The organism is Paenibacillus sp. EB106-06-01-XG199 (genome assembly GCF_058791575.1).
The window spans coordinates 19,816-42,246 of record NZ_JBYTDQ010000016.1 but is presented as its reverse complement, the minus strand read 5'-3'; the positions used below and the strand labels follow the sequence as shown (position 1 = coordinate 42,246).

The window sequence follows — 22,431 nt, the reverse complement described above, 5'->3', positions numbered from 1 at the left end:
GTTCGCAAGCCCATCATATCACCGGAATGTTAACTCGGTGTAAAATCTCAAAGACTTCTGAATTATTAAAAAGAATTCAATTCCATAGTAAACCTTGAAGGCCTCACTAGCAAATTTGAAAACGCACTTCCGGGAGTGTGTCCAGCTGTAAACGGGGCCTCATCCTATTCTGCCTGCTCCTGCAGCAACGGCAATTCCAGAATAAACGAGCTGCCGATGCCGAGATCACTCTCCACCGTAATCGACCCGCGATGCAGCTCCACCAGATGCTTCACGATTGACAATCCGAGGCCGGTTCCGCCGGAGCTTCTCGATCTTGCCTTATCCACCCGGTAAAAGCGTTCAAAAATCCGCGGCAAATCCTTGCGGGGAATGCCCATGCCGGTATCGCTGACGGTAAAGACAACCGTTTCCGTGCCGTCTGCCTTATGGCCGTTGACGACGGTTACTTTCACACTTCCCCCATCATGCGTGTAATTGATTGCATTGGAGAGCAGATTCATAAAGATCTGGCGCAGCTTGTCTTCGTCACCCTCCACGAACAGCTCATTCGGCACATTTGCACTGAGGCTGATTTTTTTCTTCTCTGCCACTTTGCTGAGCGTCCCCAGTACGGAATCAAAAAATTCAATTAAATGGACAGGAGAGCATTCGAGCTGCACGCGCTTTGATTCGATTTTGGACAATTCCAGAATATCTCCGATTAACCGGTTCAACCGTTCATTCTCATCATAAATAATCTGCAGGAAAGAACGTGCCGTCTTCTCATCCGTAACGCCGCCTCCAAGCAGGGTCTCGGCAAACCCTTTTACCGCAGCAACAGGTGTCTTCAGCTCATGTGAGACGTTGGCCACGAACTCACTGCGCATCTTCTCCAGACGGCGGATTTCCGTCACCTCCTGCAGCAGGAACAGCATGCCCCGGTAAGAGCCATCCTGCATCATCGGCACACCGTCAAGCCGGACGATCCGCTCAGCCGGGTTATAAATGCTCCGCTCCTCGTGGATCGCCTCCTTACGGGTAACTCCCTCGTCAATCAATCGGGTAAGCTCATAATGATGCTTAATTTCCTTGTAGGAATAACCGGCCATTTCACTGTTCTTCACATCCAGCAGATGTTCCGATGCCCGGTTCAGCAGCGCGATCTCGCCCTCCGCATTGATCATCACAATGCCGCCGGTCATATTATCCAGCACGCTCTGCAGCAAATCCTCGTTATCACGGATCGTCTTCAGCTGGGTCTGCAGGCTGTCAGCCATCGCATTGATTGCTGTAGCAAGCTGACCGATCTCATCCTTGCGCTTCATCGGCACCCGGGCATCATAATCCAGGTCGGTAATACGCCGGGCCACCCGCGTAATCTGCTCCAGCGGAGAGGTCATGCTTGAAGCCACCTTATAGCTCACCAGGGTTGCTGCAATAAACAGCAGAACCAGCCCCCCTGCCATAATCAGCCAAGCCCGGCTGAGTCCTTCCGTCACAGCGTTCAGCTCCATGGAGAGCCGGATATAACCGTCGAACCCCTGATCAGAGACCACAGCTCCGGCTACATACAGCATTTGCCGGTCGAGTGTATCACTGTAACGGATCGCCCGTCCGATTCCTTCCTTGGCGGCCAGCACTTCCTCCTCGCGGGTGGAGTGATTATCCATTTGCAGCGGATCCTTCTCCGAATCGCCGATAACCTTGCCGTCCTTGGTAATGAAGGTGATCCGGGAATTGGTCAGCTTAGAGATATGCTTGGCCTGGTCCGTATAGAAATTCAATGCGCCGGAGCTGTTCATATCGGTAAACTGAAGTGTTCCGGAGAGCAGTTTTATTTCCCGGGACATGTTTTCCTCCAGGGCCGCAATATGGGAATCCTTAAACAATTGGGCCATGGTAAGTCCGGCACCGATCATGGAAATCCCGATCATAGTCATCAGTATAAAGGTAAGCCGGATACGAAACGGTTTCATGTAAAAATCCTCTTCCTTATCATTATGTCATTGAGAACATCCTACCTCCATTTTCGCTAAAACACCAGTTCTCCAGGCAATTATCAACGCAGTGTAAAAATAGGACAGCATGTGCTGCCAGCAGAGACGTAAAACATTAAGGCTCCACCCGATTTATGGTATTATCATTACAAAACCTGTTAAATTCGAAAGGGAAATCTAATGAAAGTAACGATTTCGGATGTTGCAAAAGCCGCCAATGTTGCCAAGTCCACTGTCTCCAAGGTACTGAACGATTCTCCCAAAATTTCGCAGGACACCAAACGCAGAGTCCGTGAAATTATGAAGCAAATGAACTATACCCCGAGCAGTATCGCCACCGGACTTGCCAGACAAAGCAGTAATACCGTGGGGCTGCTGGTTGACATGTCCAAAGGAAGTGAATTTCTGAATCAATTCTTCTATAACATTATAGGTGGAATAGAGAGCGTGATCGGTCCGCTGAAATATGAGCTGACTCTCTGCAATGTGCAGCATAATGATGAAGAGGGAGATTTCCTGAACAGACTGGTTTACAATCAGCGCGTCGACGGAATTATCGCCAACAATTCAGTGCTGACGGAAGAACTGTCCGCGCAGCTCGATCAGCTTGAATTTCCCTACATCTCCATAGGCGAAAGCAACGATCCGGCCAGCTGGGTCGATTTCGATAATGAAGCCGGCGGCAGAATACTGACACGCCACCTGCTGGAGCAGGGTTACTCCCAGCCCGCTTTCATTGGCGGAGAGCCGCATGAGCGAATCTTCACTTCCCGCTTAAACGGCTATCTTAAGGCTTTGAACCAGGCAGGCGGGTCCGCCCCGGAAAGATTAATTGTGAATGGGCAAGCCGACGAGTATGAAGGCTACCGCGCCGCCATGCAGCTTCTGCAGGGTAGTGACCGGCCCGACTGCATCGTATGTATGACCAATTATGTTGCCTTCGGCGTGCTAAGAGCCGCCCGCGAGCTGGACATCGAAATCCCCGCACAGCTCGGTGTGGCCGCTTTTGATGAATATCCTTTCTCCCGATACACTACACCTCCCCTGACCTCATTGAATATAGATACCTTCAAGCTTGGGGTAACCTCCGGCCAATGGCTGATGGATCTTATCCAGGGCAAAAATACGGGATCACGGCAGCTGCTGCTGGAGCCGGAGCTTATTGCCCGGGAATCCACGTTAAGACATGTTGTCCGGAATTAGCCTAGCCATGAACTGTTCTGAGCTTAAGTTTGCGGAACTTAAAACAAGGAGCGGCCTCCCGGGGAGCCGCTCCTTGTTTATAAACATCCATTTGGAAACCAATTAGTGTGGCACAGATTTAATGGCTGCTATTGATCCTTCCAGCGCTGCACAGTCAGCGTGACTGTCTGCGCTCCGCCTGCCGGTGTCAGTGTCCGGTTGGCGATGTCCGTACCGCCTGAGGCGGTTTCTACGGCCGCCCAGCTTCCGCGGGTCAGCTTATACTGCACAGCAGTTCCTGCAGGCAGGCTGAGCGTAATCGAATATACTCCGTCGCTTCCTTTGGTCAGCTGGTAAGCAGGGTCCGCCGCGTTCCAGCTGTTAAAGGAGCCGGTCAGATACACCGGTCCGCTTGCAGGCGTAGTACCCGGCACACTGACCCGGAACGTCACGCTGTCGGCCTGCGGTTCTCCGGCCGTCAGGCTGCCGTTCACCAGACTCGAGCTACCCGCACCAAAGTGATAATTGTTGCCGCCGTTGCTGTCCCATGTGCCGCTGCCATTATTAAAAGCAGCGGTCAGACCCGCCGCATTGCCCAGCGGAACCTCTAGTACTTTATAACCCGCAAAGGAGGATGACTCCATCTGCACGCCTGGCGTGGTCGTCCAGGTCGTTGAACCGTCCAGCTTGTAATGGATATAGGAATTGCTGAAAGCTGCATTCTTGTAATAGATCGTTGCCGTATTGCCCACAGGTGTCGCTGTTGGTGTCACCGTTGCTGTTGGCGTTGCTGTTGCTGTTGCAGTCGGCGTTGGTGTTGGCGTCACCGTCGGTGTGGCTGTTGGTGTTGCTGTTGGTGTGGCTGTTGGTGTTGCTGTTGGCGTTCCTGTTGGTGTTGCTGTTGGCGTCACTGGTCCGCCGGATTGGATATTTCCGGTCGGCGTATAGGTCCAGGTGCCGGTGCCGAAGAAATAATTGCTGCCACCGTTGCTGTCCCATGTGCCGCTTCCGTTGTTGAAGACAGCCTCAAGCTGGGTGGCAGCGCCGATATTGACCGTTATTTTGTTGTAGCCTGCCACCTCGGCTGCTGGTATGGCTACACCAGGTGCCGTCGTCCAGGTCCCTCCGACCGGACGGTAATGGATATACGGTGTGGCATAGCCCTGCTTATAGTAGATCGTCACATTGTTCCCCGCAGGTGTAACAACAAGAGCGGCTAAGCTGAATCCCGAAAGGTTGGATGCGGCATCAAAAGCTTTTATTGTATAAGAATAGCTGGTATTACCCGCTAACCCGTTATCCGTATAAGAAAGGGTAGTAGTAGTCCCAACCTTGACCCCATTGCGGTAAACCTCATATCCGGCTACCCCAACATTGTCCGTGGACGCTGTCCAGCTTACCAGTACACTGGAAGCATTTTGCACAGTCGCTGTCACATTGGTTGGCACAGACGGAGGTTCGTTTTCTGAAACAGGCTGTGTTTTGGAGTAGACTTTGGCTGTATTTGCGCCCACAGTTACTGTGATTTGCTTGCCCGTTACTCCTCCCGCTTGCACTGTCACTTTGTCAGCCGTATTGAACTGGTTCAGCAGAACCGTTCCAGCAGTCAATGTGCTTTCAGCGCGCAGCGGGATAGTGATGGTCTGCGAACCGTTCGAGGCATTGCTGAATACAGAGATGACCTCCTGGCCGACATTGGCTCCGGTGTCAATGCGGCGCGAGAACGCGTACAGGTTCTGGGCAGACCACATTTCACGCTGGGTGCCGGTGCGCAGGGCCGGGTTATTTTTGCGGATTTCATTCAGCTTGGCGATATGCTTGAAGGTACTCGCGTCTTCATTAAAATAGTTCTGAATCACATTGCCGCCTGCATCCCGCTTCACCATCGACCAGCGGTTCCAGGTATCGGCGATTCCCCCGGTCATAATCTGGCCGTTGCCGTTGCCCTTATTCTGCTCTGTGCCCTGGAAGACCACCGGGGTTCCGCGAACAGTGAAAATAAAGGACAATGCATTTTGCAGCTTCTCGACGTTTCCTCCGGCTTCCGTCAGGAAACGGTTGCGGTCATGATTATCTATAAAGGTGACCATATGGTTGGCATTTCCATTGTAAAGGGAATCGAGCGCCAGCGTGCTTTTGATGTTGGACTCGAAAGACTGACCGTAGGCGAAGCTGTTCAGCACGGAGAAAAATAACGGGAAGTCGAGCATCCCCCATTCTTTGCTGCTGCCTACCCAGCGGGAGACAAATTCGGCATTGCCGTCAAAGTTCTCGCCGAAGGTATTGACGCCAAGCAAATCCTCCAGCTCTCCAATGTCCGTAGGCTTTATCAGCTTGGCTGCATCGACACGGGCGCCATCCGCTCCGGTATAATCAAACCAGCCCTTGATAGAATTGAACACAGCCTGCTTGGCCGCCGGAACATCGAAATCGATATCATCCAGCCCGCCGAGATCATGATTCTCCAGGTAGTCCTGAGCCCACTGATCATATCTTCCGTCGGCCAGCGACCAGTTGATATCCCCGTTATGATGATACCAGGATGTATTATTAAAAGGGGCGGCCGGCTGCAAGGCCGGTATATCATAATACGCCTGACTGCCAAGCATGTAGTCCCCAATATGGTTCGGCACAACATCAATAATCACTTTTATTCCCAGAGCATGGGCACTGTCCACCAGCTCCTTAAGTTTTTCTTTAGTCCCGAAATACGGGTTGGCAGCATTCGGGTTTTTCACGTTGTATCCATGGTAGGCCGTGTTTTTCCCGGTGCCGTTGTTCTCGCGGTTCGTCATTTGTGGTTCAGCGACCGGAGAAATCCAGATTGCCGTATATCCCATGTTATGAATATAGGGAAGCTTGTCGATAACCCCCTGCCAGTCGCCGCCCTTCATGTATCGGAAATCTTCATCCGAGTTCTCCCCGTAACGGATTGCTGCACCGGTGGCATTATTGGATGTATCCCCATCATTAAAGCGGTCAACCATAATCTGATAAATCGTATCATTCTCGGTGACGGTGCCTATGCTTGCTGCTTCAACCTTCGACGGCGGGACCACAAATAAATTCATCGTGATCGAAAGAACAATGGACGTGATTAGAACGGGAATAAGCCATGGTTTACGTTTCATTCTCATCTCCCTCTCATAAAAGCGTTTACATACCTGTGTTAGACTGTAATTGCATTTCCATCACTTGCCTCACTGCAATGCAGTTTGGGAAACCGGTTTCCTCCTAGAAGAAATTACCATGCAAACGCATGCGTTGTCAAGAACTTTAAATTTCTTCGTTTTTTCTCCTTAATTCTTCTGAACATCGGCAAAAAAAGAAGCCTCGCTCCAGAGTGAAAATGAAGGTCGGCTTCTGTTATTGTGGCCTTTATCTCCTGATGACTTATTTGAACACAGGTTCGCAGAACTGGGCCAGCTTGGCTGCAGAATCCTTCTCCACATCAGCATGCAGGCTGTTGCCGTGCGAATCCATCGTTACGATTGCCGCAAAGCCGTCTACCTGCAAATGCCACATCGCCTCAGGGATTCCGAATTCCATAAAGTCAACTGCACTTACCTTCTTGATACATTCGGCATAATATTGCGCGGCTCCGCCGATAGCGTTGAGATATACGCCGCCATGCTCCTGCAGAGCCTTCAGCGTTTTGGGGCCCATTCCGCCTTTGCCGATCACGGCGCGGATGCCGAATTTCTTAATAATATCCCCTTGGTACGGTTCTTCGCGAATGCTTGTAGTCGGCCCTGCCGCTTTTACATGCCAACCTTCCTCATCCTTCAGCATGACCGGACCGCAGTGATAAATGACTGCACCGTTCAGATCAACCGGCGTTTCGTGGTCCATCAGGTATTTATGCAGCGCATCGCGGCCGGTGTGCATTTCCCCGGACAGGATTACCACATCGCCAACCCGCAGGCTGCGGATATCCTCCTCGCTGATCGGCGTCGTCAGCCGGACCTCGCGCGATCCGCCGGCCGTTGCAGGTTGCCCTGCTCCTTCAGCAGCTTCAGCGGCCGGCAAAACAGCCGGAGCCCCTGGAATCGTGGCATCCTCGGGAACGACACCGGACCCGGCAGCTCCTGCGGCATGTACACTTACCGGCTCGGGCGAAGATACTCCAGCATCATCAACGGAAATCCCCGTGCCGCTCTCATACAGCCATTCCCTGATCTTGCCGGTCGCAGGATCAACCAACACGCCCTGGCGGCGAAAGGCCCAGCAATTATAGGCCACCGAGACAAAGAAGCTGGCCGGAAGCCGGTTCATTACTCCCACCTTGCAGCCCAGCAGCGTGACTTCGCCGCCGAAACCCATCGTGCCGATGCCCAGCTTGTTGGCATTCTCCATAATATAATTTTCCAGCTTGCCCAGATCCTCTACCGGGTTGATATCCTCCACCTTACGGAACAGCTGCTTCTTGGCCAGCTCATAGCCTGTCGTGCGGTCTCCTCCGATGCCCACACCGATGAAGCCCGCGCTGCAGCCCTGTCCCTGTGCCTGATAGACGGCATGGAGAATACATTTGCGGATGCCGTCGAGGTCACGGCCAGCTTTGCCCAGTCCTTCCAGCTCTGCCGGAAGGCTGTATTGGATATTCTTGTTCTCGCAGCCGCCGCCCTTCAGGATGAGCCGGACATCTACGCCCTCTTCTTCCCATTGTTCGAAATGGATTACCGGTGTCCCGGCGCCGAGATTGTCTCCGCTGTTTTCACCGGTAAGCGAATCTACCGAATTGGGACGCAGCTTGCCGTTTTGGGTCGCCCGGACAATGGCGCTGTGTATATCTTTTTTCATTTCTATCTGGTTAACGCCTACAGGTGTATGAATAATAAACGTCGGCATCCCCGTATCCTGACAGATCGGTGATACCTGAAGCTCAGCCATTCCGATATTCTGTGCAATCGTGGTCAAAGCAAGTCCCGAGCGGGTCGCCCTGTCTTCCAGCGCGCGCCCCTTCGCTACTGCCCTGCGCACATCGCCCGGCAAATTTGTGGAGGTCTCTACGATCAGATTATAAATGCTGTCTTCAAAATGCTGCATCTTCATTCAGGACTCCTCTCCATCAGTTCCAGGTTGTCTAAACTCTGTTACAATTAGTTATTATAATATCATATTAATCGGCTCATGAAAGGGGTTACTTAAAAATTGAACTACCATTTTTCAGCCTATTTGTATCGTCTTCAATATATTCAGCGCTGGAGCCTGATGCGCAGCACCGCCCCGGAGAACGTGGCGCAGCATTCATTCCAGGTAGCTTTGCTGGCCCATATGCTGTGCTCGATCGGCAACGCTCATTTCGGGCGGTCGCTAAATGCCGACCGTGCTGCCGTGATGGCGCTGTTCCACGACGCCTCCGAGGTATTCACCGGCGATATCGCTACGCCGGTGAAACATAACAACCCGCGGCTGCTGTCCAGCTTCCGCGACATGGAGCGGGTCGCCGCCGAACGTCTGGCGGCGATGATTCCGCCGGAGCTAAGTGCGGTCTACGCGCCGCTCCTGCAGCCGCAGGACAGCCCGCCCGGCTCAGAGGATGCCGGGCTGCTGCGCTATGTCAAAGCAGCGGACGTGCTGGACGCCTACCTGAAATGCGTCTGGGAGGTCGCTGCAGGCAACCGCGAGTTCGCTGCTGCCAAAGAGCAGACCGCGACGAAGCTGCGCGTACTGGAACTGCCGGAGATGGATTATTTCCTGGCCCATATGGCTCCAGGGTTTGAAATGTCGCTGGACGAGCTGTCCGCTGGCATGAGCAGTGAGACCGGGGCGGATTCGGCAGATTGAATGCAGCAATTTGATCGCTTTTTATTAACGCAGCGAGTCCACCTGATGGGGCGGTGTAATCTTTGGTGAATGGAGCGGATCTGTCAGGATATCCCAGTCTTTGAAAACCGGCTGCAGTCCCTTGGCATACAACATTTCTGTAATTTCATGCACTTTGCGGCCATCCGAGATTTCAAACTGCGGGGTTCCGCCTTCAAGGGTATGCCCGCCTACCTCGGTGGATACTCCTGCGGACATTTTAGTGATGCCGAGATGGACCAGATGGTCGCGCAAAGCTGCCGGTTCCCGCGTGGACAATGAAATGCCCGCACGGGGCAAAAACAGTCGGTAAGCCAGTATGATCTGCACCAGCGCACGGTCGGTTACATCACTTGCCGGATTGAATTCTCCGAGATACGGGCGAAAGCGGGGAATCGACAAGCCGATTTCGCACTCCGGGTACTTATCCTGCAAGTATCTCGCATGCAGGGCAGTGGCCAGAGCTTCCTGGCGCCAATCGTACATCCCCAGCAGGGCACCAATATTCACAGATCGAAACCCGGCGCGGCAGCCGCGTTCGGGTGCATCCAGACGGTTGCGGTAGACTCTCTTCGGACCCTTCACATGCAGCTTCCCATAGGTCTCCTGATGGTAGACCTCCTGATACAAGGTAAGACCGTCTACCCCTGCCAGCCTCAGTTCATTGTATTCTTCCGTAGAGAGCGGATTAACCTCAATGCTGACAGAAGAAAAATAGTCACGGAGCACCTTCACGCACTCCCTCACATAAGCGGCCGGACTTTCACTCCGGGATTCGCCAGTCAAAATAAGAATGTGGCGCAGGCCTGTAGCGGCGATGGTTTCTGCTTCCTGCCTGACCTCCTCCAGTGTCAATTTTTTGCGCGGAAAGTCATAAATCGAGCTAAAGCTGCAATAAGTGCAATGATTCACGCAAAAATCGGCCAAATACATCGGCGTAAACAGCTGCATCACATGCCCGAAGTGCGTACGTGTCAATCTTTGCGCTTTCTGCGCCATTTCCTCCAGGTAAGGCTCCGCCGCCGGAGACAGCAGTGCCATCAGCCCGTCTTCGTCCAGATGCTCCAAACGAAGCGCCCGCTTCACATCCACGGCAGTATACTGCTTCCATAATGTCTCGTAAGGAAGCTGCTCCAGCCGGGTCAGCGTATCATAAAAGCTCATGCTCTTTCCTCCCTCCTTCTCTCCATTGGCTAGAACAAAAAGCCGGTCAGCGGCGAAGAGGCCGTTGCCGCCTCCTCCACCGGCCCCAGTCCGGCCAGATAAGCCTTGCGCCCTGCCGATACCGCCTCACGGAATGCCTCCGCCATTAGAAGCGGATCACGCGCAGTAGCAATTGCCGTATTCAGCAGCACGGCGGATGCTCCCATTTCCATCGCCTCAGCAGCCTCGGAAGGTCTGCCAATACCGGCGTCAACAATCACCGGAAGATCCACTTCTGCGATCAGAATCCGCAGCAGCTCCTTGGTCTGCAGGCCGCGGTTCGAGCCGATGGGCGCACCCAGCGGCATAACAGCGGCAGCTCCGGCTGCCTTGAGCCGGATAGCTGCCGAAAGATCGGGGCTCATATACGGCAGTACAACGAAACCCTCTGCAGCCAATATTTCCGTGGCTTTAACCGTCTCCATATTGTCAGGCAGCAAATATTTCTGATCATTAATCACCTCGATCTTCACCCAATTGCCCAGCCCTGCCGCCCTGGCCAGTCTGGCAATACGCACCGCTTCTTCGGCTGTGCGCGCACCAGAGGTATTGGGCAGCAGCGTCATATGGGAGGGAATATGAGTAACAATGTTGTCGTTGCTCTCCGTATCAACCCGGCGCAGAGCCACAGTAATGACCTGTGAACCCGAGCGTGCAATCACTTCGGGAATAAGGGTATTGCGGCTGTATTTTCCGGTTCCGATAAACAGCCTGCTGGATAAAGGAATTCCGCCGATAACGAAAGAATCTTGCATACAATCGCCTCCTGAGATAGTGGCTCCGCTTAAATGCGGTGCTTCTGTTGCTGATACGCTGAGTTTTGATCTTACCTCTTATGTCTTACCTTTAACTCTTGTTTCTTACGTCTTATGTCTTATGTCTTATGTCTTATGTCTTACGTCTTGCGTCTTGCGTCTTGCGTCTTGCGTCTTGCGTCTTACCCCTTACTTCCTACGTCTTACCTCTTACTTCCTACGTCTTACCTCTTACTTCCTACGTCTTACGTCTTACCTCTTGCTTCTTGCCTCTTACTGCTTTCATCCGGCAACACACACCGGCTTCAGCCCCCGCCGACAAAATGGACCAGCTCTACGCGGTCACCTTCGCTCAGCAGCGTATCTTCGTAAACGTCCTTGCCGACGATCTCACCATTCAGCTCCACGATAACCAGTCTCCCGGCCCACTCTGACCGGCTTAGCAGATCAGCTACAGTCCGGCAGCTCTCTTCATAGGCCCCGCCTTTTCCATTCACGATCAAATTCATGCTTGCTCACCTCCTTTAACTGGTGCAGGAGCATTATTCATGGCTTCAGGCTTAGGGTACGGCCTGAACTGCTGATCTGTAGGCTGTAGCGGCGGCCACAGGATCTCCCGCACTGCATATTCCGGACATTACGGCAATTCCGGCAGCACCCGTTGCCAGAACCTTACCGGCATTACCCGGCTCAATTCCGCCTATGGCGATCAGCGGAATGCTGCTGCAGCGGACAGCCGCAGCCAGCTGCTGCAATCCGCGTTCCCGCTGCCCCGGCTTGCAGGCCGAGGGAAACACATGCCCGAACAGGCAGAAGTCCGCTCCCTGCCGGCCGGATTCGGCCGCCTCCTCCGGGGAATGCACCGACCTTCCCAATCGCAGGCCCGGTGCTATGCCGCGTGCTGCGGCAGGCGGCAGGCTGTGCCAAGCCAATTGGACCCCGCCCGTCCCTGCGGCCAGCGCAACGTCTACCCGGTCGTTGATCACCAGCTTGGAAGGCGGAACCCCTGCTATGATCAGCTGCTCCGTCAGAGACATGAGCTCCCGTACAGACATTGCCTTTTCCCGGAGATGGATATAATCCACTATGAAATGCACAGCCGCAGCCAGTTGAACAAACTGCGCCGGATTTTGCTTTCCATCCGAGATCAAATGTATCTCTTTCAACATGTTCACCTTCTCCTGTTCTTTTGCATTACCGGCAAACACAAAAAAGACCACCCCCGTAAAGGAGGCAGTCTGGAATATATACAGGAATACCGGGCCATTCAGCCCCGCTGCAGTTATTCGTTCTCCACTTCCCTACGCTGGTATAAACCAGATCAGGTTCAAAGGGTCCGAACGGGTATGTTCGTCTCAGCCTTGCGGCACCCCTAGTGACAAATCCATATTCAATTACGCTTAACGTTTCATATACTAACATATTATTCCTTGAAGAGCCATCCTTTAAAAGAGGCCTGCATCAAAAAGAGCGGAACCCAAGATTCCGCTCCAGACTCTAATTATGCATAGCAATGGAATCAGCAACCGCATTTAGCCGTTTACGACCTCGCCGCCGTTCACATGCATTACCTGTCCGCTTACATAAGATGAATCGTCGGAAGCCAGATATACATAGGCTGGAGCCAGCTCCTCCGGTTGTCCCGGGCGTTTCATTGGCTGCGTGCCGCCGAATTCACTGACTTTCTTCGCGTCAAAGGTCGACGGAATAAGCGGTGTCCAGATTGGACCCGGCGCTACGGCATTAACCCGGATGCCTTTGTCCGCCAGGTTCATCGACAGAGAACGGGTAAAGCTGAGAATCGCCCCTTTGGTGGACGAATAGTCCAGCAGCTGCGGGCTGCCCCGGTAGGCTGTGATCGAAGTCGTGTTGATGATCGTGGACCCTTTTTTCAGGTGGGGCATGGCTGCCTTGGTCAAATAGAACATCGAAAAAATATTCGTGCGGAATGTCCGCTCTAACTGCTCAGAGGTAATATCCTCAATTTTCTCCTGCGGATGCTGCTCTGCCGCATTATTAATCAGGATGTCCAGCTTGCCGAGTCCTTCCACTGTCTTATTGATCAGATCCTGGCAGAACGCCTCCACGCCGATATCGCCGGCGATCAGAATGCACTTCCTTCCCTCTTGCTCTACCTGGCGTTTAGTCTCTTCGGCATCGGAATGCTCATTGAGGTAGGAAATAACGACATCCGCACCCTCCTTCGCAAAATGAACGGCAACCGCCCGGCCAATACCGCTGTCTCCTCCTGTAATCAGAGCCGCCTTGCCCAGCAGCTTGCCCGCCGCCTTATAGGCTGAGGTCTCGAATTCCGGCAGCGGATTCATTTCACTTTCAATTCCGGGCTGGCGGTCCTGCACCTGCGGAGGTAATGTTTTTTTGGTTTGCGTGTTGTCTGGCATGATCCATTCTCCTTTCGCTGTGTACCTGTTGGTTACTCATCGTTTTAGGGTTGGCTCAGGGTGTCTGGTTTATGCACCTGCAGATCATCTCTTTATTTGCTTTACGTTATGTTACTTACCACACCTTGGGCGCGGTCAAACTAAAATGTCAGTTGTTTTTGCCGGGGAAGGCGATATACTTTACAGAGAAAGCACTAATCCAGCAATGGAGTTGCAGATATATGCAGACTGTGACTGCGGCATGGCTGGGTGGTACCCGATAGACTTGTCCTGAAGTAATGTCTGCACCCAAAAGCCCGCTCTCCATGTCAATCCGGAGGCGGGCTTTCTGTAGTCTTTCTATGAAGGAAGTCTTAAATAATGCTGTTGTACACCATAAAAAACACCATCAGCACCAGCGCCACCATGAGCAGCAGGCTCAAGGTACGGATTTTGCCTGTCTCTGCGGATACGTCACGGTTCTCGCGCATGCCGGCTGCGGCAAGACGCAATGGTTTGCTGATGATGCCGCCGAGTGCAAACATAGCAAGCAGCAGAACAACCACCACGATCATCCACGGTACCGAATATTCACCCTTCGTCATCATATAGCCGCCAGTCAGCAGTTGGATGACCAGACCGTACTGGGCGAAGCGGTTGAAGCCGCCGATAGCGCTAAGCGTTCCTTCTCTCGCAGGGACGCTCAGCTTCTGGACACGCCCGAGAACAAACGGCAGCACCAGATAAAAGCCCAGCGCCAATGTACCGATCATATGTAGAAAAAACAAAAAGTGACCCATAACATACCTCCTCTAATGTTTTCAGTGATTTTAGTTACACTTCAATTATACCTAACCAACAAATAGAAGAAAAGAAAACCCCCATTATAATTTCTAAAATGGGGGCTCCCGCAGGTTACTGCTTAAATCCTAACTACCGAAGTAACGGCACGTACCGAATCTGCCGACTTATCCAAAGCCGCTTTCTCCTCTGCCGTAAGCTCCAGTTCATATACCTTCTCAATGCCGTCCGCACCCAGCAGCGCCGGAATGCCCATGAACAGCCCATCATAACCGTATTCACCTTCAAGCAGGGCGATTACCGGGATAATCCGCTTCTTGTCCTTCAGGATCGCTTCAGTCATCTGGACCAAGGAAGCCGCTGGCGCGTAATAAGCGCTGCCGTTGCCGAGCAGGCTGACAATCTCGCCGCCGCCGGCTCGTGTACGCTGTACAATCTCCGCAATTCGCTCTGCGGAAATCAGCGTATCAATCGGAATGCCGCCTACGCTGGAATAGCGTACGAGCGGTACCATATCATCGCCATGTCCACCCAGCACAAAGCCGCGTACATCTTCAACCGAAACGTTAAGCTCTTGGGCGATAAAAGTACAGTAGCGGGCCGTATCCAGCACACCGGATTGTCCGATTACCCGGTTTTTGGGGAAGCCTAGTGCATTGTAAGCCACATAAGTCATCGCATCTACCGGATTGCTCAATATAATTACGATGGATTCCGGAGCGACACGTTTCACATTTTCGCAGACCGATTTCACAATTCCCGCATTGGTATTCACCAGATCATCGCGGCTCATGCCAGGCTTGCGGGCGATGCCTGCCGTAATAATCACGATATCCGAATCCGCAGCATCCTCATAGCTTGAGGTTCCCGTAATCTGGCTGTCGAACTTCTGCACAGGACCGGCTTCCAGCATGTCAAGCGCCTTGCCTTTGGTCGGGTTCTCGAGCTGCGGAATATCCAGCAGCACCACGTTGCCGAGTTCCTTCTGGGCAAGCATAAGCGCCGTGGTAGCGCCAGTGAAGCCGGCACCCACGACTGTAATTTTATAACGTTTGATGGCCAAGAGATACCCTCCTACAAGACTACAGATTATTGATAATTTCGTCGGCAAACGCGGAGCATTTCAGCTCTGTTGCGCCTTCCATTTGACGGGCAAAATCATAAGTCACTGTTTTGTTGTTAATGGCGGTACTCATTCCTTTGTAGATAAGGTCAGCCGCTTCCTGCCAGCCCAAATGCTCCAGCAGCATTACTCCGGAAAGAATGACCGAACCCGGGTTCACAACGTCCTTATCGGCATATTTCGGAGCCGTACCATGTGTTGCTTCAAAGATAGCATGCCCTGTTAAATAGTTAATGTTCGCTCCCGGAGCGATGCCGATGCCGCCGATTTGAGCAGCAAGCGCGTCGGACAAGTAGTCACCGTTCAAGTTCAGCGTAGCAATCACGTCGAAATCGGTCGGACGGGTCAATACCTGCTGCAGAGCGATGTCGGCAATTGCATCCTTGATGATGATTTTTCCGGCAGCTTCCGCTTCCTTCTGGGCAGCATTGGCCGCAGCTTCACCATCACGTTCCTTGATGACATCATATTGGTTCCAGGTGAATACTTGGTCGCCGAACTCCTGCTCAGCCACTTCGTAACCCCAGTTCTTAAACGCACCTTCGGTAAATTTCATGATATTGCCCTTATGCACAAGCGTTACGCTCTTCCGTCCATGCTTGATCGCATATTCAACTGCAGCGCGCACCAGGCGCTTCGAGCCTTCGGAAGATACTGGCTTGATGCCGATTCCGGAGGTTTCCGGGAAGCGGATTTTGTTCACACCCATTTCCTTCTGCAGGAATTCAATTACTTTCTTGACAGCCTCGGAGCCTTCCTGGTACTCGATACCCGCATAAATGTCTTCTGTATTCTCACGGAAGATAACCATGTCCACCAGCTCCGGATGTTTCACCGGTGAAGGCACTCCATCGAAATAACGCACTGGACGCAAACATACATACAGGTCCAGTTCCTGGCGCAACGCCACATTCAAAGAACGGATTCCGCCGCCGATTGGAGTAGTAAGCGGGCCTTTAATAGCTACAATATATTCACGAATGGCTTCCAGCGTATCATTAGGCAGCCATTCACCATATGTATTGAAGGCCTTTTCGCCGGCAAATACTTCATACCAGGCAATTTTTTTTGCACCGCCGTAAGCTTTGGCTACAGCTTCATCAAGCACCCGTTTAGAGGCTTTCCAAATGTCGCGGCCAGTGCCGTCACCCTCAATAAAAGGAATAATCGGATGATTCGGAACCACCAGTTTGCCGTCTTCAATCGTGATTTGTTCGCCTTCTGTCGGCAGATCGTATTTTTCTAGTTTCAACATTTGTGGGGAATCCTCCTAAAAAGTTTAGTTTGGTTTGGTTAGCACATGCGTACATTCATTCTACTAGAGGGGTGGAGCGGCCCGCAAGGGCCGCCTTTATCTCTCGTCAACGGGAACGTATTTCTGTTCGGACATCCCAGTGTATTCTGCACGCGGGCGGATGATGCGGTTGTCTACATATTGCTCCAGAATATGCGCTGTCCATCCCGAAGCGCGGCTGATGGCAAAAATAGGCGTGAACAGCTCCCGCTCAATACCAAGCTGCGTGTATACCGAAGCCGAGTAGAAATCCACGTTTGGCTTCAGTCCCTTCTGCCCGGTGATCAGCTCCTCAATCTTGACGGACATCTCGTAGAGTGTGGTGTCATTCTTCATGGTGCCCAACTCACGGGACATCTTCATCAGATGTTTGGCACGCGGATCCCCATTCTTATAGACACGGTGTCCGAAGCCCATAATTTTCTCACGGCGCTCCAGCTTCCCGCGTATATAGGGCTCCACTGCATCCAGACTGCCGATCTCCTCCAGCATCTTCATTACGGCCTCATTCGCTCCGCCATGCAGCGGACCCTTAAGGGCACCAATCGCAGACGTCACACCGGAATACATATCGGAGAGCGTAGCCACAGTCACGCGGCTGGCAAATGTGGAGGCATTCAGCTCATGGTCCGCATGCAGCACCAGTGCAGCATCCAGCGCCTTGACGGATACGACATCCGGCTGTTTGCCCCATAGCATATAGAGAAAATTTTCCGCGATGGACAAGCCTTCTTTGGGTGCAATGGGCTCCAGACCTTTGCGGATACGCGCCAGCGCAGCGACTATGGTCGGAATCTGCGCCTGAAGCTTTACTGCCTTGATTTCATTAGCTTCACGGCTCATATCATCCGCCGCTTCATCATAGAGCGCGAGACTTGATACGGCGGAGCGCAGGGCAGCCATCGTGTTCGCTTCTTTGGGATACAGCTTCATTTGTGCAATGACCTGCTCCGGAATCGGTGCAAATGCGCTGAGATCACGTCGCAGAGCTTGCAGCTCAGGCGTAGTAGGCAGATTGCCAAACCACAGCAAATAAGCGGTTTCTTCAAAGGTGGCATTCTCCGCAAGATCGTCAATATCAAATCCGCGGTAAGTGAGGACGCCATCCACAATCGAGCTGATTGAGGAAGTCGTGGCGACGATGCCTTCCAGGCCTTTAGTAGCTGTCATAGTATCTCTCTCCTTTGCGAACAAGGGTTTAAAAGCCATTTCTAACATCGTGAAAACATTTACATTTTAAAGGTTTAAAAACATAAAAAGAAGGGCGATAAGACATCCTTAAAGATTGCAACCAACTTTCAGGGTAGAACCTTTAATAATCATACCGGATTTTGACGGTTATGTGAACAACGTGGAAGCTTTGACACGCATCAAATGATTTTATCGGAGAGATAGAAAAAAACTTCCGATCTTCCTGTTTCATGATTGCGCTTTCAGGTTATAGAGTCTGCCATGTTTTATGCTTTATGACTTTTGATAGTCTGTAAAATCAATCTATGAATATACATAAGACGAGCAGTTATTTTCTTGCGGGAGCAGCAATAGTGGGGGGATGAACGATGGACACGCTAGTGTTAAAAAGAGTGCTGCGCGGCCTTTGGGTTGTTCTCGCCGCTGCGGGGCTGATGTTCGCCATCTATGTATTGCTTCCGCTGCTCTATCCGCTCCTCCTGGCCTGGCTGCTCGCCTATATCATTCATCCGCTGGTGGTGATCCTGAAAGGCTTTAAGCTTCCGGGCTGGCTCGCCGTCTCGCTCTCGCTGCTGTTCTATATCGGAGGTACGGCCCTTGTACTGACTGCGCTGATTACCCGGCTGGTGAAAGAGCTGATTGTGCTGCTGCAGACCTTAGATCTCCATACCGACCAATGGCGCGAGCTGCTGCTGTCACTGGGCCGCAATGCCAGCATTCAGAATATTATTAACCAAATCAACCAGTTTTACCACGACAACCCGGACTATCATGCCACTATCGACAGCAACATCAGCCGGACTACCGAAACCGTGGGCCACGCCATGACCCAACTCATCACCGGTTTTTTTAATATGATTCTGAAGCTGATTTCCGCGCTGCCAAGCATGGGAACCATCCTTATTGTGATCGTGCTGGCCGCCTTTTTCCTCAGCACCGGCTGGGATCACCATAATGCAAAATTAACTTCATTGCTGCCGGCGCCTCTGCTTAGACCGGTCTCCGAGATTTGGAGTGATTTGCGCAAAGCGCTGTCCGGCTATTTGCGGGCCCAGTTAGTGCTGATTTCTGTTACCGGGGTTATCGTCATTATCGGTCTCCTGCTGCTGGGCGTAGACTCCGCCTTTGCCATCGGTCTGACGGTCGGCATCGTTGATTTGGTCCCTTACCTTGGCGTCGGTGTTATATTGCTCCCTTGGGCGCTGTATTCCTATATGACCGGCAACCTGGCTTTGGCCATCGGATTGCTGGTGCTCTATGGGATCATTCTCGTGACCCGCCAGGTGCTTGAGCCCAAGGTGCTCGCCAGCAGCATCGGGCTGGACCCGCTTACCCTGCTGGTTGGCATGTTCGCCGGCCTGCAGCTGTTCGGCATGCTCGGTCTTCTACTGGGTCCTGTTATTCTGGTCATCCTTGACGCCTTCCACCGTGCCGGCGTGTTCCGGGCGCTGCACAGCTATATTGTGAGCGGACGCCTGCATTAGTCCAACTAGGTGTATGAAATACAGCGGGAAATGTAAAGCAGCCCCTTATAACGAAACAGAGCGGAATCCGTCTAAGTAGACAGCTTCCGCTCTGTTTTCGTTTCCTAGGTTCATGCTATTCGTCTGGTACACATAGCAGCGCATAGACAGGTTTCTGTTACCTCCGGTAAAAGGTGAAGGTGCCATTTTTCATTTTCTTCTCAATCCATCTAAGCAGAAAAACCCGGTACAGCGGCCGGGTCAGCGGAAACACCAAAGAAAAGCCGATTAAATCCGTTACAAAGCCGGGCAGAATCAGCAGCAGACCGCCGAAAAAAATGCACAAGCCGTCCAGCATCGTCCGTCCGGGCACTTTGCCTTCCTGCATTTGTATTTTGCTGTCCTGCAGTACCTTTTTGCCTTCGAACCGCATCATGAGCAGTCCGATCACTGAAGTTGCCAGAATGAGCAGCAGCGTTTTGGGCGCTCCAAGATAACCAGCGACATAGATGAACCCGAATAATTCCACGGCCGGGATAATAAACAAGGCAGCCCACAGCCATTTGTTCCTGATCATACTGCTCCCCCTTCTTCTTCCCTGAGCGCCCCGGTTATCGCTTGATACAGCTCCGGCAGCGCCCGGTCCAGCCTTACCGGCTTCCAGTCCTTGTTCAGCCAGACATGACTGGTAGAACCGCTAACCAGAAGCTCACCCGGAAGAGTCTGGGCAGCAGTCAGCGCTGAAAGCGCTCCATGTTCCGCAGAACCTTCGCCGCCACGTTCCCCATCCTTCTCAATCCGGCGCACCTCATATTCATATACAACTCTCAAAGCTGAAAAAACCTTAAGCCGCGCATACACGGCGATAAGATCATCATATCGCGCCGGACTTTTAAATTGCAAATCTGCCGCAGTCACAGGAAGAAGCACTCCCATGTTCTCCAGTGAACGGTAGGCGAAGCCGAGCTCGCGGAACATCTCGGTGCGCCCGCTCTCGAACCAGCTTAAATAATTGGCGTGGTACACCACACCCATTTGATCGGTTTCCTGGTAACGCACGCGGAAAGCCGTGCTGTGCCAGCAGCTGGAAAGCACCCGATTACGTGATTCCATAACTTATGCTCCTTTCTGTATTAACTTGCGGAAGCGGCAGCTATACGCCAATTCCGCCCGAGGACATCGTCTTCGGAACGCTGCTCCTTGAGCTTTTGGCTACATAGAAGAGCAGTACCGCCCCCACGGCAGAACTTATCATGCAAGACACATTCATCAGCCCGACACCGCCCTGACTAAGCAGAAATCCATTCAGCAAATTGCCCAGAATTCCCGCAAAACCGGAAAATACGATATTGAAGACACTTTGGCCTGTTGCCTGCATCTCGGATGAAGTAATCTGCGACACGTATTCAACAGCAGCAATATAAAAGAGCCCGAATGACAGACCGTGCAGCACCTGCACGCCGATCATCACCGAAGGATGGGGAAAGGCCACCTGAATCCCCCAGCGCAGCACATAGATCAGCGCACCCAGCAGCAGCGTGCGCTCCCGTCCCAGCTTACGGATAACTTTTGAGGCATACAGCATGGAGGGGACGTTCGTCACAGAGGCAAGAAAAAGCGCAATTCCGGCATACCCTGTGGAGCCGCCGACAGATTGAAAGGCCACTACAAAATAAGTGCCGAAAGCTGTCATCGTCTGGTTCACCAGGAAGCTGCCGCCCAGAAAGGCCAGGAAGATGCGGTTGCCGAGCAATTTTTTGACCCCTTGAGCCAGCGATTGGCTCATCATATGATTCTCTTCCGCCTGTCTGGGCAAGGTCAAGGCAAAAATAACGGCAACTGAATTTAAGAGCAGGAACGGAAGCCATATCGTAGAGACTGAAAATCTCTCAACATACTGGCCACCGGCATAGGCCCCTACAGCCGCTCCTATGCTCATCATCAGCCGGATGCTGCCATAGGTGGATCCGGCTCTGTTCGCCGCCGCAATGGCGTAAGAATCGGCGATAGGGGCCTGTGTGGACGAGAAGATCGTGGACACCGTGTATACCAGCAGAAGAACAATGAAATATTCCGAACGGTAGAATACGGCCAGCACCGCCGGTACAGCCACACTTAGAATAAGTACAAGGCGCGCCTGGTTATACCTGTCGGAGATAAGACCCCATACAGGCTGAATACATATGGCAATAAGTGTTCCTACCGCCATCATCATACCAATTTGACTGACATCCATTCCGTTATACTTCAGCAACAGCGTCAGATAGGAACCAAACGAGCCGCCGGCAAGTCCCAGGAAGAGATAAAAGCCGCGCAGCTTCAGTAGTTTTTCCATTTGTGCTATATTTCCTCTCCAATCCTTTTTAACAGAATACCCAACCTTTACAAGACTACGCCGCATTAAATAGAGCAGAACCTAATAGAGGCGGTGAACAAGTGAGCACAGTTTATAAATTAAAGCGCGGTCGGCCTTGTCTCACGGACAAAACCAACAAAGGAAGAGCTCAAAGCACAGGCTTCGGCTGGACCTCCAGCAACTGGAGCGGATATGCCATCACAGGTAAAAAAGGAGCCTTCCGGAGAATCTCCGGCGAGTGGGTTGTCCCTTATGTCAAACCCTCTTCCAAAGCTAGCTATTCCTCGGCCTGGATTGGAATCGACGGCTTCAAAAACAGCAATCTGATTCAGACCGGCACCGCACATGAATCTATAAATGGAGTCGTCCGCTACTATCCCTGGTGGGAAATACTGCCGGCAATGGAGACGGTTATACATCTCCCGGTCTCTCCCGGAGACCGCATGCGGGCAACGATCGCCAAGATCAGCCGCGGAAAATGGCGTATAACCCTGCGGAATCTCAGCAAGAACTGGATTTTCCGCACCATACAGCATTACACCGGCCCGGAGTCCTCCGCTGAATGGATCATGGAAGCCCCTCAAGTCGGCGGAACTATAGGCGCGCTAGCCCGGGTAACACCCACAAGGTTCAGCCGCTGCACGATCAACGGCAAAAGCCCTAAGCTCACTCCAGCCGATGGAGGTATTATGGTGCAGAACAAAACCGCAGTTGCCGTCCCTTCAAGCCCCAATTCCGCCGGAGATACTTTTGTAGTTAAACGTGTATATCATAAGGGCTCGCCTCTCGTTAACACAAGAAACCCTATTCTCATACGTTCCTAGTGTTCATTTTGCCCGAAACTCTCAATCCAATATATACATTTGACCCTCGTATATCAAGCAAAAAAAGCAAT

At 52.3% G+C, this 22,431-nt stretch carries 19 protein-coding genes and 1 riboswitch; of the genes, 4 read left to right on the top strand and 15 right to left on the bottom strand.

The annotated features are described in order from the left end of the window. Positions 1-164: 164 nt before the first annotated feature. Positions 165-1,958 (bottom strand): two-component system histidine kinase PnpS, encoded by a 1,794-nt coding sequence (pnpS, locus tag AC3WT9_RS32195; RefSeq protein WP_341378024.1) that lies wholly within the window; start codon positions 1,956-1,958, stop codon positions 165-167. 201 nt (positions 1,959-2,159) lie between these two features. Here pnpS and AC3WT9_RS32190 point away from each other — a divergent pair, with 201 nt between their 5' ends. Further along, positions 2,160-3,182 (top strand): LacI family DNA-binding transcriptional regulator, encoded by a 1,023-nt coding sequence (locus AC3WT9_RS32190; protein ID WP_341091475.1) that lies wholly within the window; start codon positions 2,160-2,162, stop codon positions 3,180-3,182. Positions 3,183-3,310: 128 nt separating this feature from the next. On the opposite strand, the gene AC3WT9_RS32185 is transcribed toward AC3WT9_RS32190, so the two are convergent. Together AC3WT9_RS32185 and AC3WT9_RS32180 are read right to left on the bottom strand one after the other, a co-directional pair. Then, positions 3,311-6,292 (bottom strand): alpha-amylase family glycosyl hydrolase, encoded by a 2,982-nt coding sequence (locus AC3WT9_RS32185; protein ID WP_492408739.1) that lies wholly within the window; start codon positions 6,290-6,292, stop codon positions 3,311-3,313. A gap of 262 nt (positions 6,293-6,554) precedes the next feature. Further along, positions 6,555-8,210, bottom strand: a complete 1,656-nt coding sequence (locus AC3WT9_RS32180; RefSeq protein ID WP_341380342.1) for a fumarate hydratase — start codon at positions 8,208-8,210, stop codon at positions 6,555-6,557. Between the two features lie 105 nt (positions 8,211-8,315). Here AC3WT9_RS32180 and yfbR point away from each other — a divergent pair, with 105 nt between their 5' ends. Further along, positions 8,316-8,951 (top strand): 5'-deoxynucleotidase, encoded by a 636-nt coding sequence (gene yfbR / locus AC3WT9_RS32175; RefSeq protein WP_341091471.1) that lies wholly within the window; start codon positions 8,316-8,318, stop codon positions 8,949-8,951. A gap of 24 nt (positions 8,952-8,975) precedes the next feature. Here the strand turns inward: yfbR and thiH are convergent, their stop codons facing one another. The 9 genes from thiH to AC3WT9_RS32130 form a co-directional block, all read right to left on the bottom strand. Further along, positions 8,976-10,133, bottom strand: a complete 1,158-nt coding sequence (thiH, locus tag AC3WT9_RS32170) for a 2-iminoacetate synthase ThiH (protein WP_341378022.1) — start codon at positions 10,131-10,133, stop codon at positions 8,976-8,978. 29 nt (positions 10,134-10,162) lie between these two features. Next, the gene (locus tag AC3WT9_RS32165) at positions 10,163-10,927 is read right to left on the bottom strand and encodes a thiazole synthase (protein WP_341091469.1); all 765 of its coding nucleotides are present in this window, start codon (positions 10,925-10,927) and stop codon (positions 10,163-10,165) included. A gap of 305 nt (positions 10,928-11,232) precedes the next feature. Further along, a complete protein-coding gene (thiS, locus tag AC3WT9_RS32160) occupies positions 11,233-11,436 on the bottom strand; it encodes a sulfur carrier protein ThiS (RefSeq protein ID WP_341091468.1) in 204 nt (67 codons plus the stop codon). 51 nt (positions 11,437-11,487) lie between these two features. Next, a complete protein-coding gene (locus AC3WT9_RS32155; RefSeq protein WP_341378021.1) occupies positions 11,488-12,096 on the bottom strand; it encodes a thiamine phosphate synthase in 609 nt (202 codons plus the stop codon). 112 nt (positions 12,097-12,208) lie between these two features. After that, positions 12,209-12,311: riboswitch (TPP riboswitch) on the bottom strand. A 148-nt stretch (positions 12,312-12,459) separates the two neighbouring features. After that, the gene (locus AC3WT9_RS32150; RefSeq protein ID WP_076110654.1) at positions 12,460-13,329 is read right to left on the bottom strand and encodes an SDR family oxidoreductase; all 870 of its coding nucleotides are present in this window, start codon (positions 13,327-13,329) and stop codon (positions 12,460-12,462) included. A gap of 353 nt (positions 13,330-13,682) precedes the next feature. Further along, positions 13,683-14,108: a hypothetical protein gene (locus AC3WT9_RS32145; protein ID WP_038588945.1), complete on the bottom strand. Its 426-nt coding sequence runs from the start codon at positions 14,106-14,108 to the stop codon at positions 13,683-13,685. 122 nt (positions 14,109-14,230) lie between these two features. Continuing rightward, the gene (gene mdh, locus AC3WT9_RS32140) at positions 14,231-15,172 is read right to left on the bottom strand and encodes a malate dehydrogenase (RefSeq protein ID WP_341091466.1); all 942 of its coding nucleotides are present in this window, start codon (positions 15,170-15,172) and stop codon (positions 14,231-14,233) included. Between the two features lie 19 nt (positions 15,173-15,191). Then, positions 15,192-16,487, bottom strand: coding sequence for an NADP-dependent isocitrate dehydrogenase (gene icd, locus AC3WT9_RS32135; protein WP_341091465.1), 1,296 nt, complete (start codon positions 16,485-16,487; stop codon positions 15,192-15,194). A 96-nt stretch (positions 16,488-16,583) separates the two neighbouring features. After that, positions 16,584-17,696 carry a citrate/2-methylcitrate synthase gene (locus AC3WT9_RS32130; RefSeq protein ID WP_341091464.1) on the bottom strand — a complete coding sequence of 371 codons (1,113 nt, stop codon included), beginning with the start codon at positions 17,694-17,696 and terminating at the stop codon, positions 16,584-16,586. A gap of 389 nt (positions 17,697-18,085) precedes the next feature. On the opposite strand from AC3WT9_RS32130, the gene ytvI reads away from it, so the two are divergent. Continuing rightward, entirely contained in the window at positions 18,086-19,201 is a 1,116-nt protein-coding gene (gene ytvI / locus AC3WT9_RS32125) for a sporulation integral membrane protein YtvI (RefSeq protein WP_341378020.1), read from the top strand. A gap of 157 nt (positions 19,202-19,358) precedes the next feature. Here ytvI and AC3WT9_RS32120 read toward each other — a convergent pair whose 3' ends face one another. The 3 genes from AC3WT9_RS32120 to AC3WT9_RS32110 are packed head-to-tail and all read right to left on the bottom strand — an operon-like array spanning position 19,359 to position 21,515. Then, on the bottom strand, positions 19,359-19,757 hold the full coding sequence (locus tag AC3WT9_RS32120; RefSeq protein WP_341091462.1) for an FxsA family protein: 399 nt from the start codon (positions 19,755-19,757) through the stop codon (positions 19,359-19,361). Continuing rightward, positions 19,754-20,293, bottom strand: a complete 540-nt coding sequence (locus AC3WT9_RS32115) for an acyl-CoA thioesterase (protein WP_341091461.1) — start codon at positions 20,291-20,293, stop codon at positions 19,754-19,756. Before AC3WT9_RS32115 ends, AC3WT9_RS32120 begins: the two co-directional genes overlap by 4 nt. 40 nt (positions 20,294-20,333) lie before the next feature. After that, positions 20,334-21,515: an MFS transporter gene (locus AC3WT9_RS32110; RefSeq protein ID WP_341091460.1), complete on the bottom strand. Its 1,182-nt coding sequence runs from the start codon at positions 21,513-21,515 to the stop codon at positions 20,334-20,336. Between the two features lie 101 nt (positions 21,516-21,616). Here AC3WT9_RS32110 and AC3WT9_RS32105 point away from each other — a divergent pair, with 101 nt between their 5' ends. After that, entirely contained in the window at positions 21,617-22,360 is a 744-nt protein-coding gene (locus tag AC3WT9_RS32105; RefSeq protein ID WP_341091459.1) for a G1 family glutamic endopeptidase, read from the top strand. The last annotated feature ends 71 nt before the right edge of the window (positions 22,361-22,431 follow it).

Coding starts and splice junctions, on each gene's coding strand:
- AC3WT9_RS32130 (WP_341091464.1), bottom strand. CDS start 17,696: ATGACAGCTACTAAAGGCCTGGAAGGCATCGTCGCCACGACTTCCTCA.
- pnpS (WP_341378024.1), bottom strand. CDS start 1,958: ATGAAACCGTTTCGTATCCGGCTTACCTTTATACTGATGACTATGATC.
- AC3WT9_RS32150 (WP_076110654.1), bottom strand. CDS start 13,329: ATGCCAGACAACACGCAAACCAAAAAAACATTACCTCCGCAGGTGCAG.
- AC3WT9_RS32145 (WP_038588945.1), bottom strand. CDS start 14,108: ATGGGTCACTTTTTGTTTTTTCTACATATGATCGGTACATTGGCGCTG.
- AC3WT9_RS32110 (WP_341091460.1), bottom strand. CDS start 21,515: ATGGAAAAACTACTGAAGCTGCGCGGCTTTTATCTCTTCCTGGGACTT.
- AC3WT9_RS32180 (WP_341380342.1), bottom strand. CDS start 8,210: ATGCAGCATTTTGAAGACAGCATTTATAATCTGATCGTAGAGACCTCC.
- icd (WP_341091465.1), bottom strand. CDS start 16,487: ATGTTGAAACTAGAAAAATACGATCTGCCGACAGAAGGCGAACAAATC.
- AC3WT9_RS32155 (WP_341378021.1), bottom strand. CDS start 12,096: ATGTTGAAAGAGATACATTTGATCTCGGATGGAAAGCAAAATCCGGCG.
- AC3WT9_RS32120 (WP_341091462.1), bottom strand. CDS start 19,757: ATGATCAGGAACAAATGGCTGTGGGCTGCCTTGTTTATTATCCCGGCC.
- AC3WT9_RS32115 (WP_341091461.1), bottom strand. CDS start 20,293: ATGGAATCACGTAATCGGGTGCTTTCCAGCTGCTGGCACAGCACGGCT.
- AC3WT9_RS32190 (WP_341091475.1), top strand. CDS start 2,160: ATGAAAGTAACGATTTCGGATGTTGCAAAAGCCGCCAATGTTGCCAAG.
- thiS (WP_341091468.1), bottom strand. CDS start 11,436: ATGAATTTGATCGTGAATGGAAAAGGCGGGGCCTATGAAGAGAGCTGC.
- ytvI (WP_341378020.1), top strand. CDS start 18,086: ATGGACACGCTAGTGTTAAAAAGAGTGCTGCGCGGCCTTTGGGTTGTT.
- AC3WT9_RS32185 (WP_492408739.1), bottom strand. CDS start 6,292: ATGAAACGTAAACCATGGCTTATTCCCGTTCTAATCACGTCCATTGTT.
- thiH (WP_341378022.1), bottom strand. CDS start 10,133: ATGAGCTTTTATGATACGCTGACCCGGCTGGAGCAGCTTCCTTACGAG.
- AC3WT9_RS32165 (WP_341091469.1), bottom strand. CDS start 10,927: ATGCAAGATTCTTTCGTTATCGGCGGAATTCCTTTATCCAGCAGGCTG.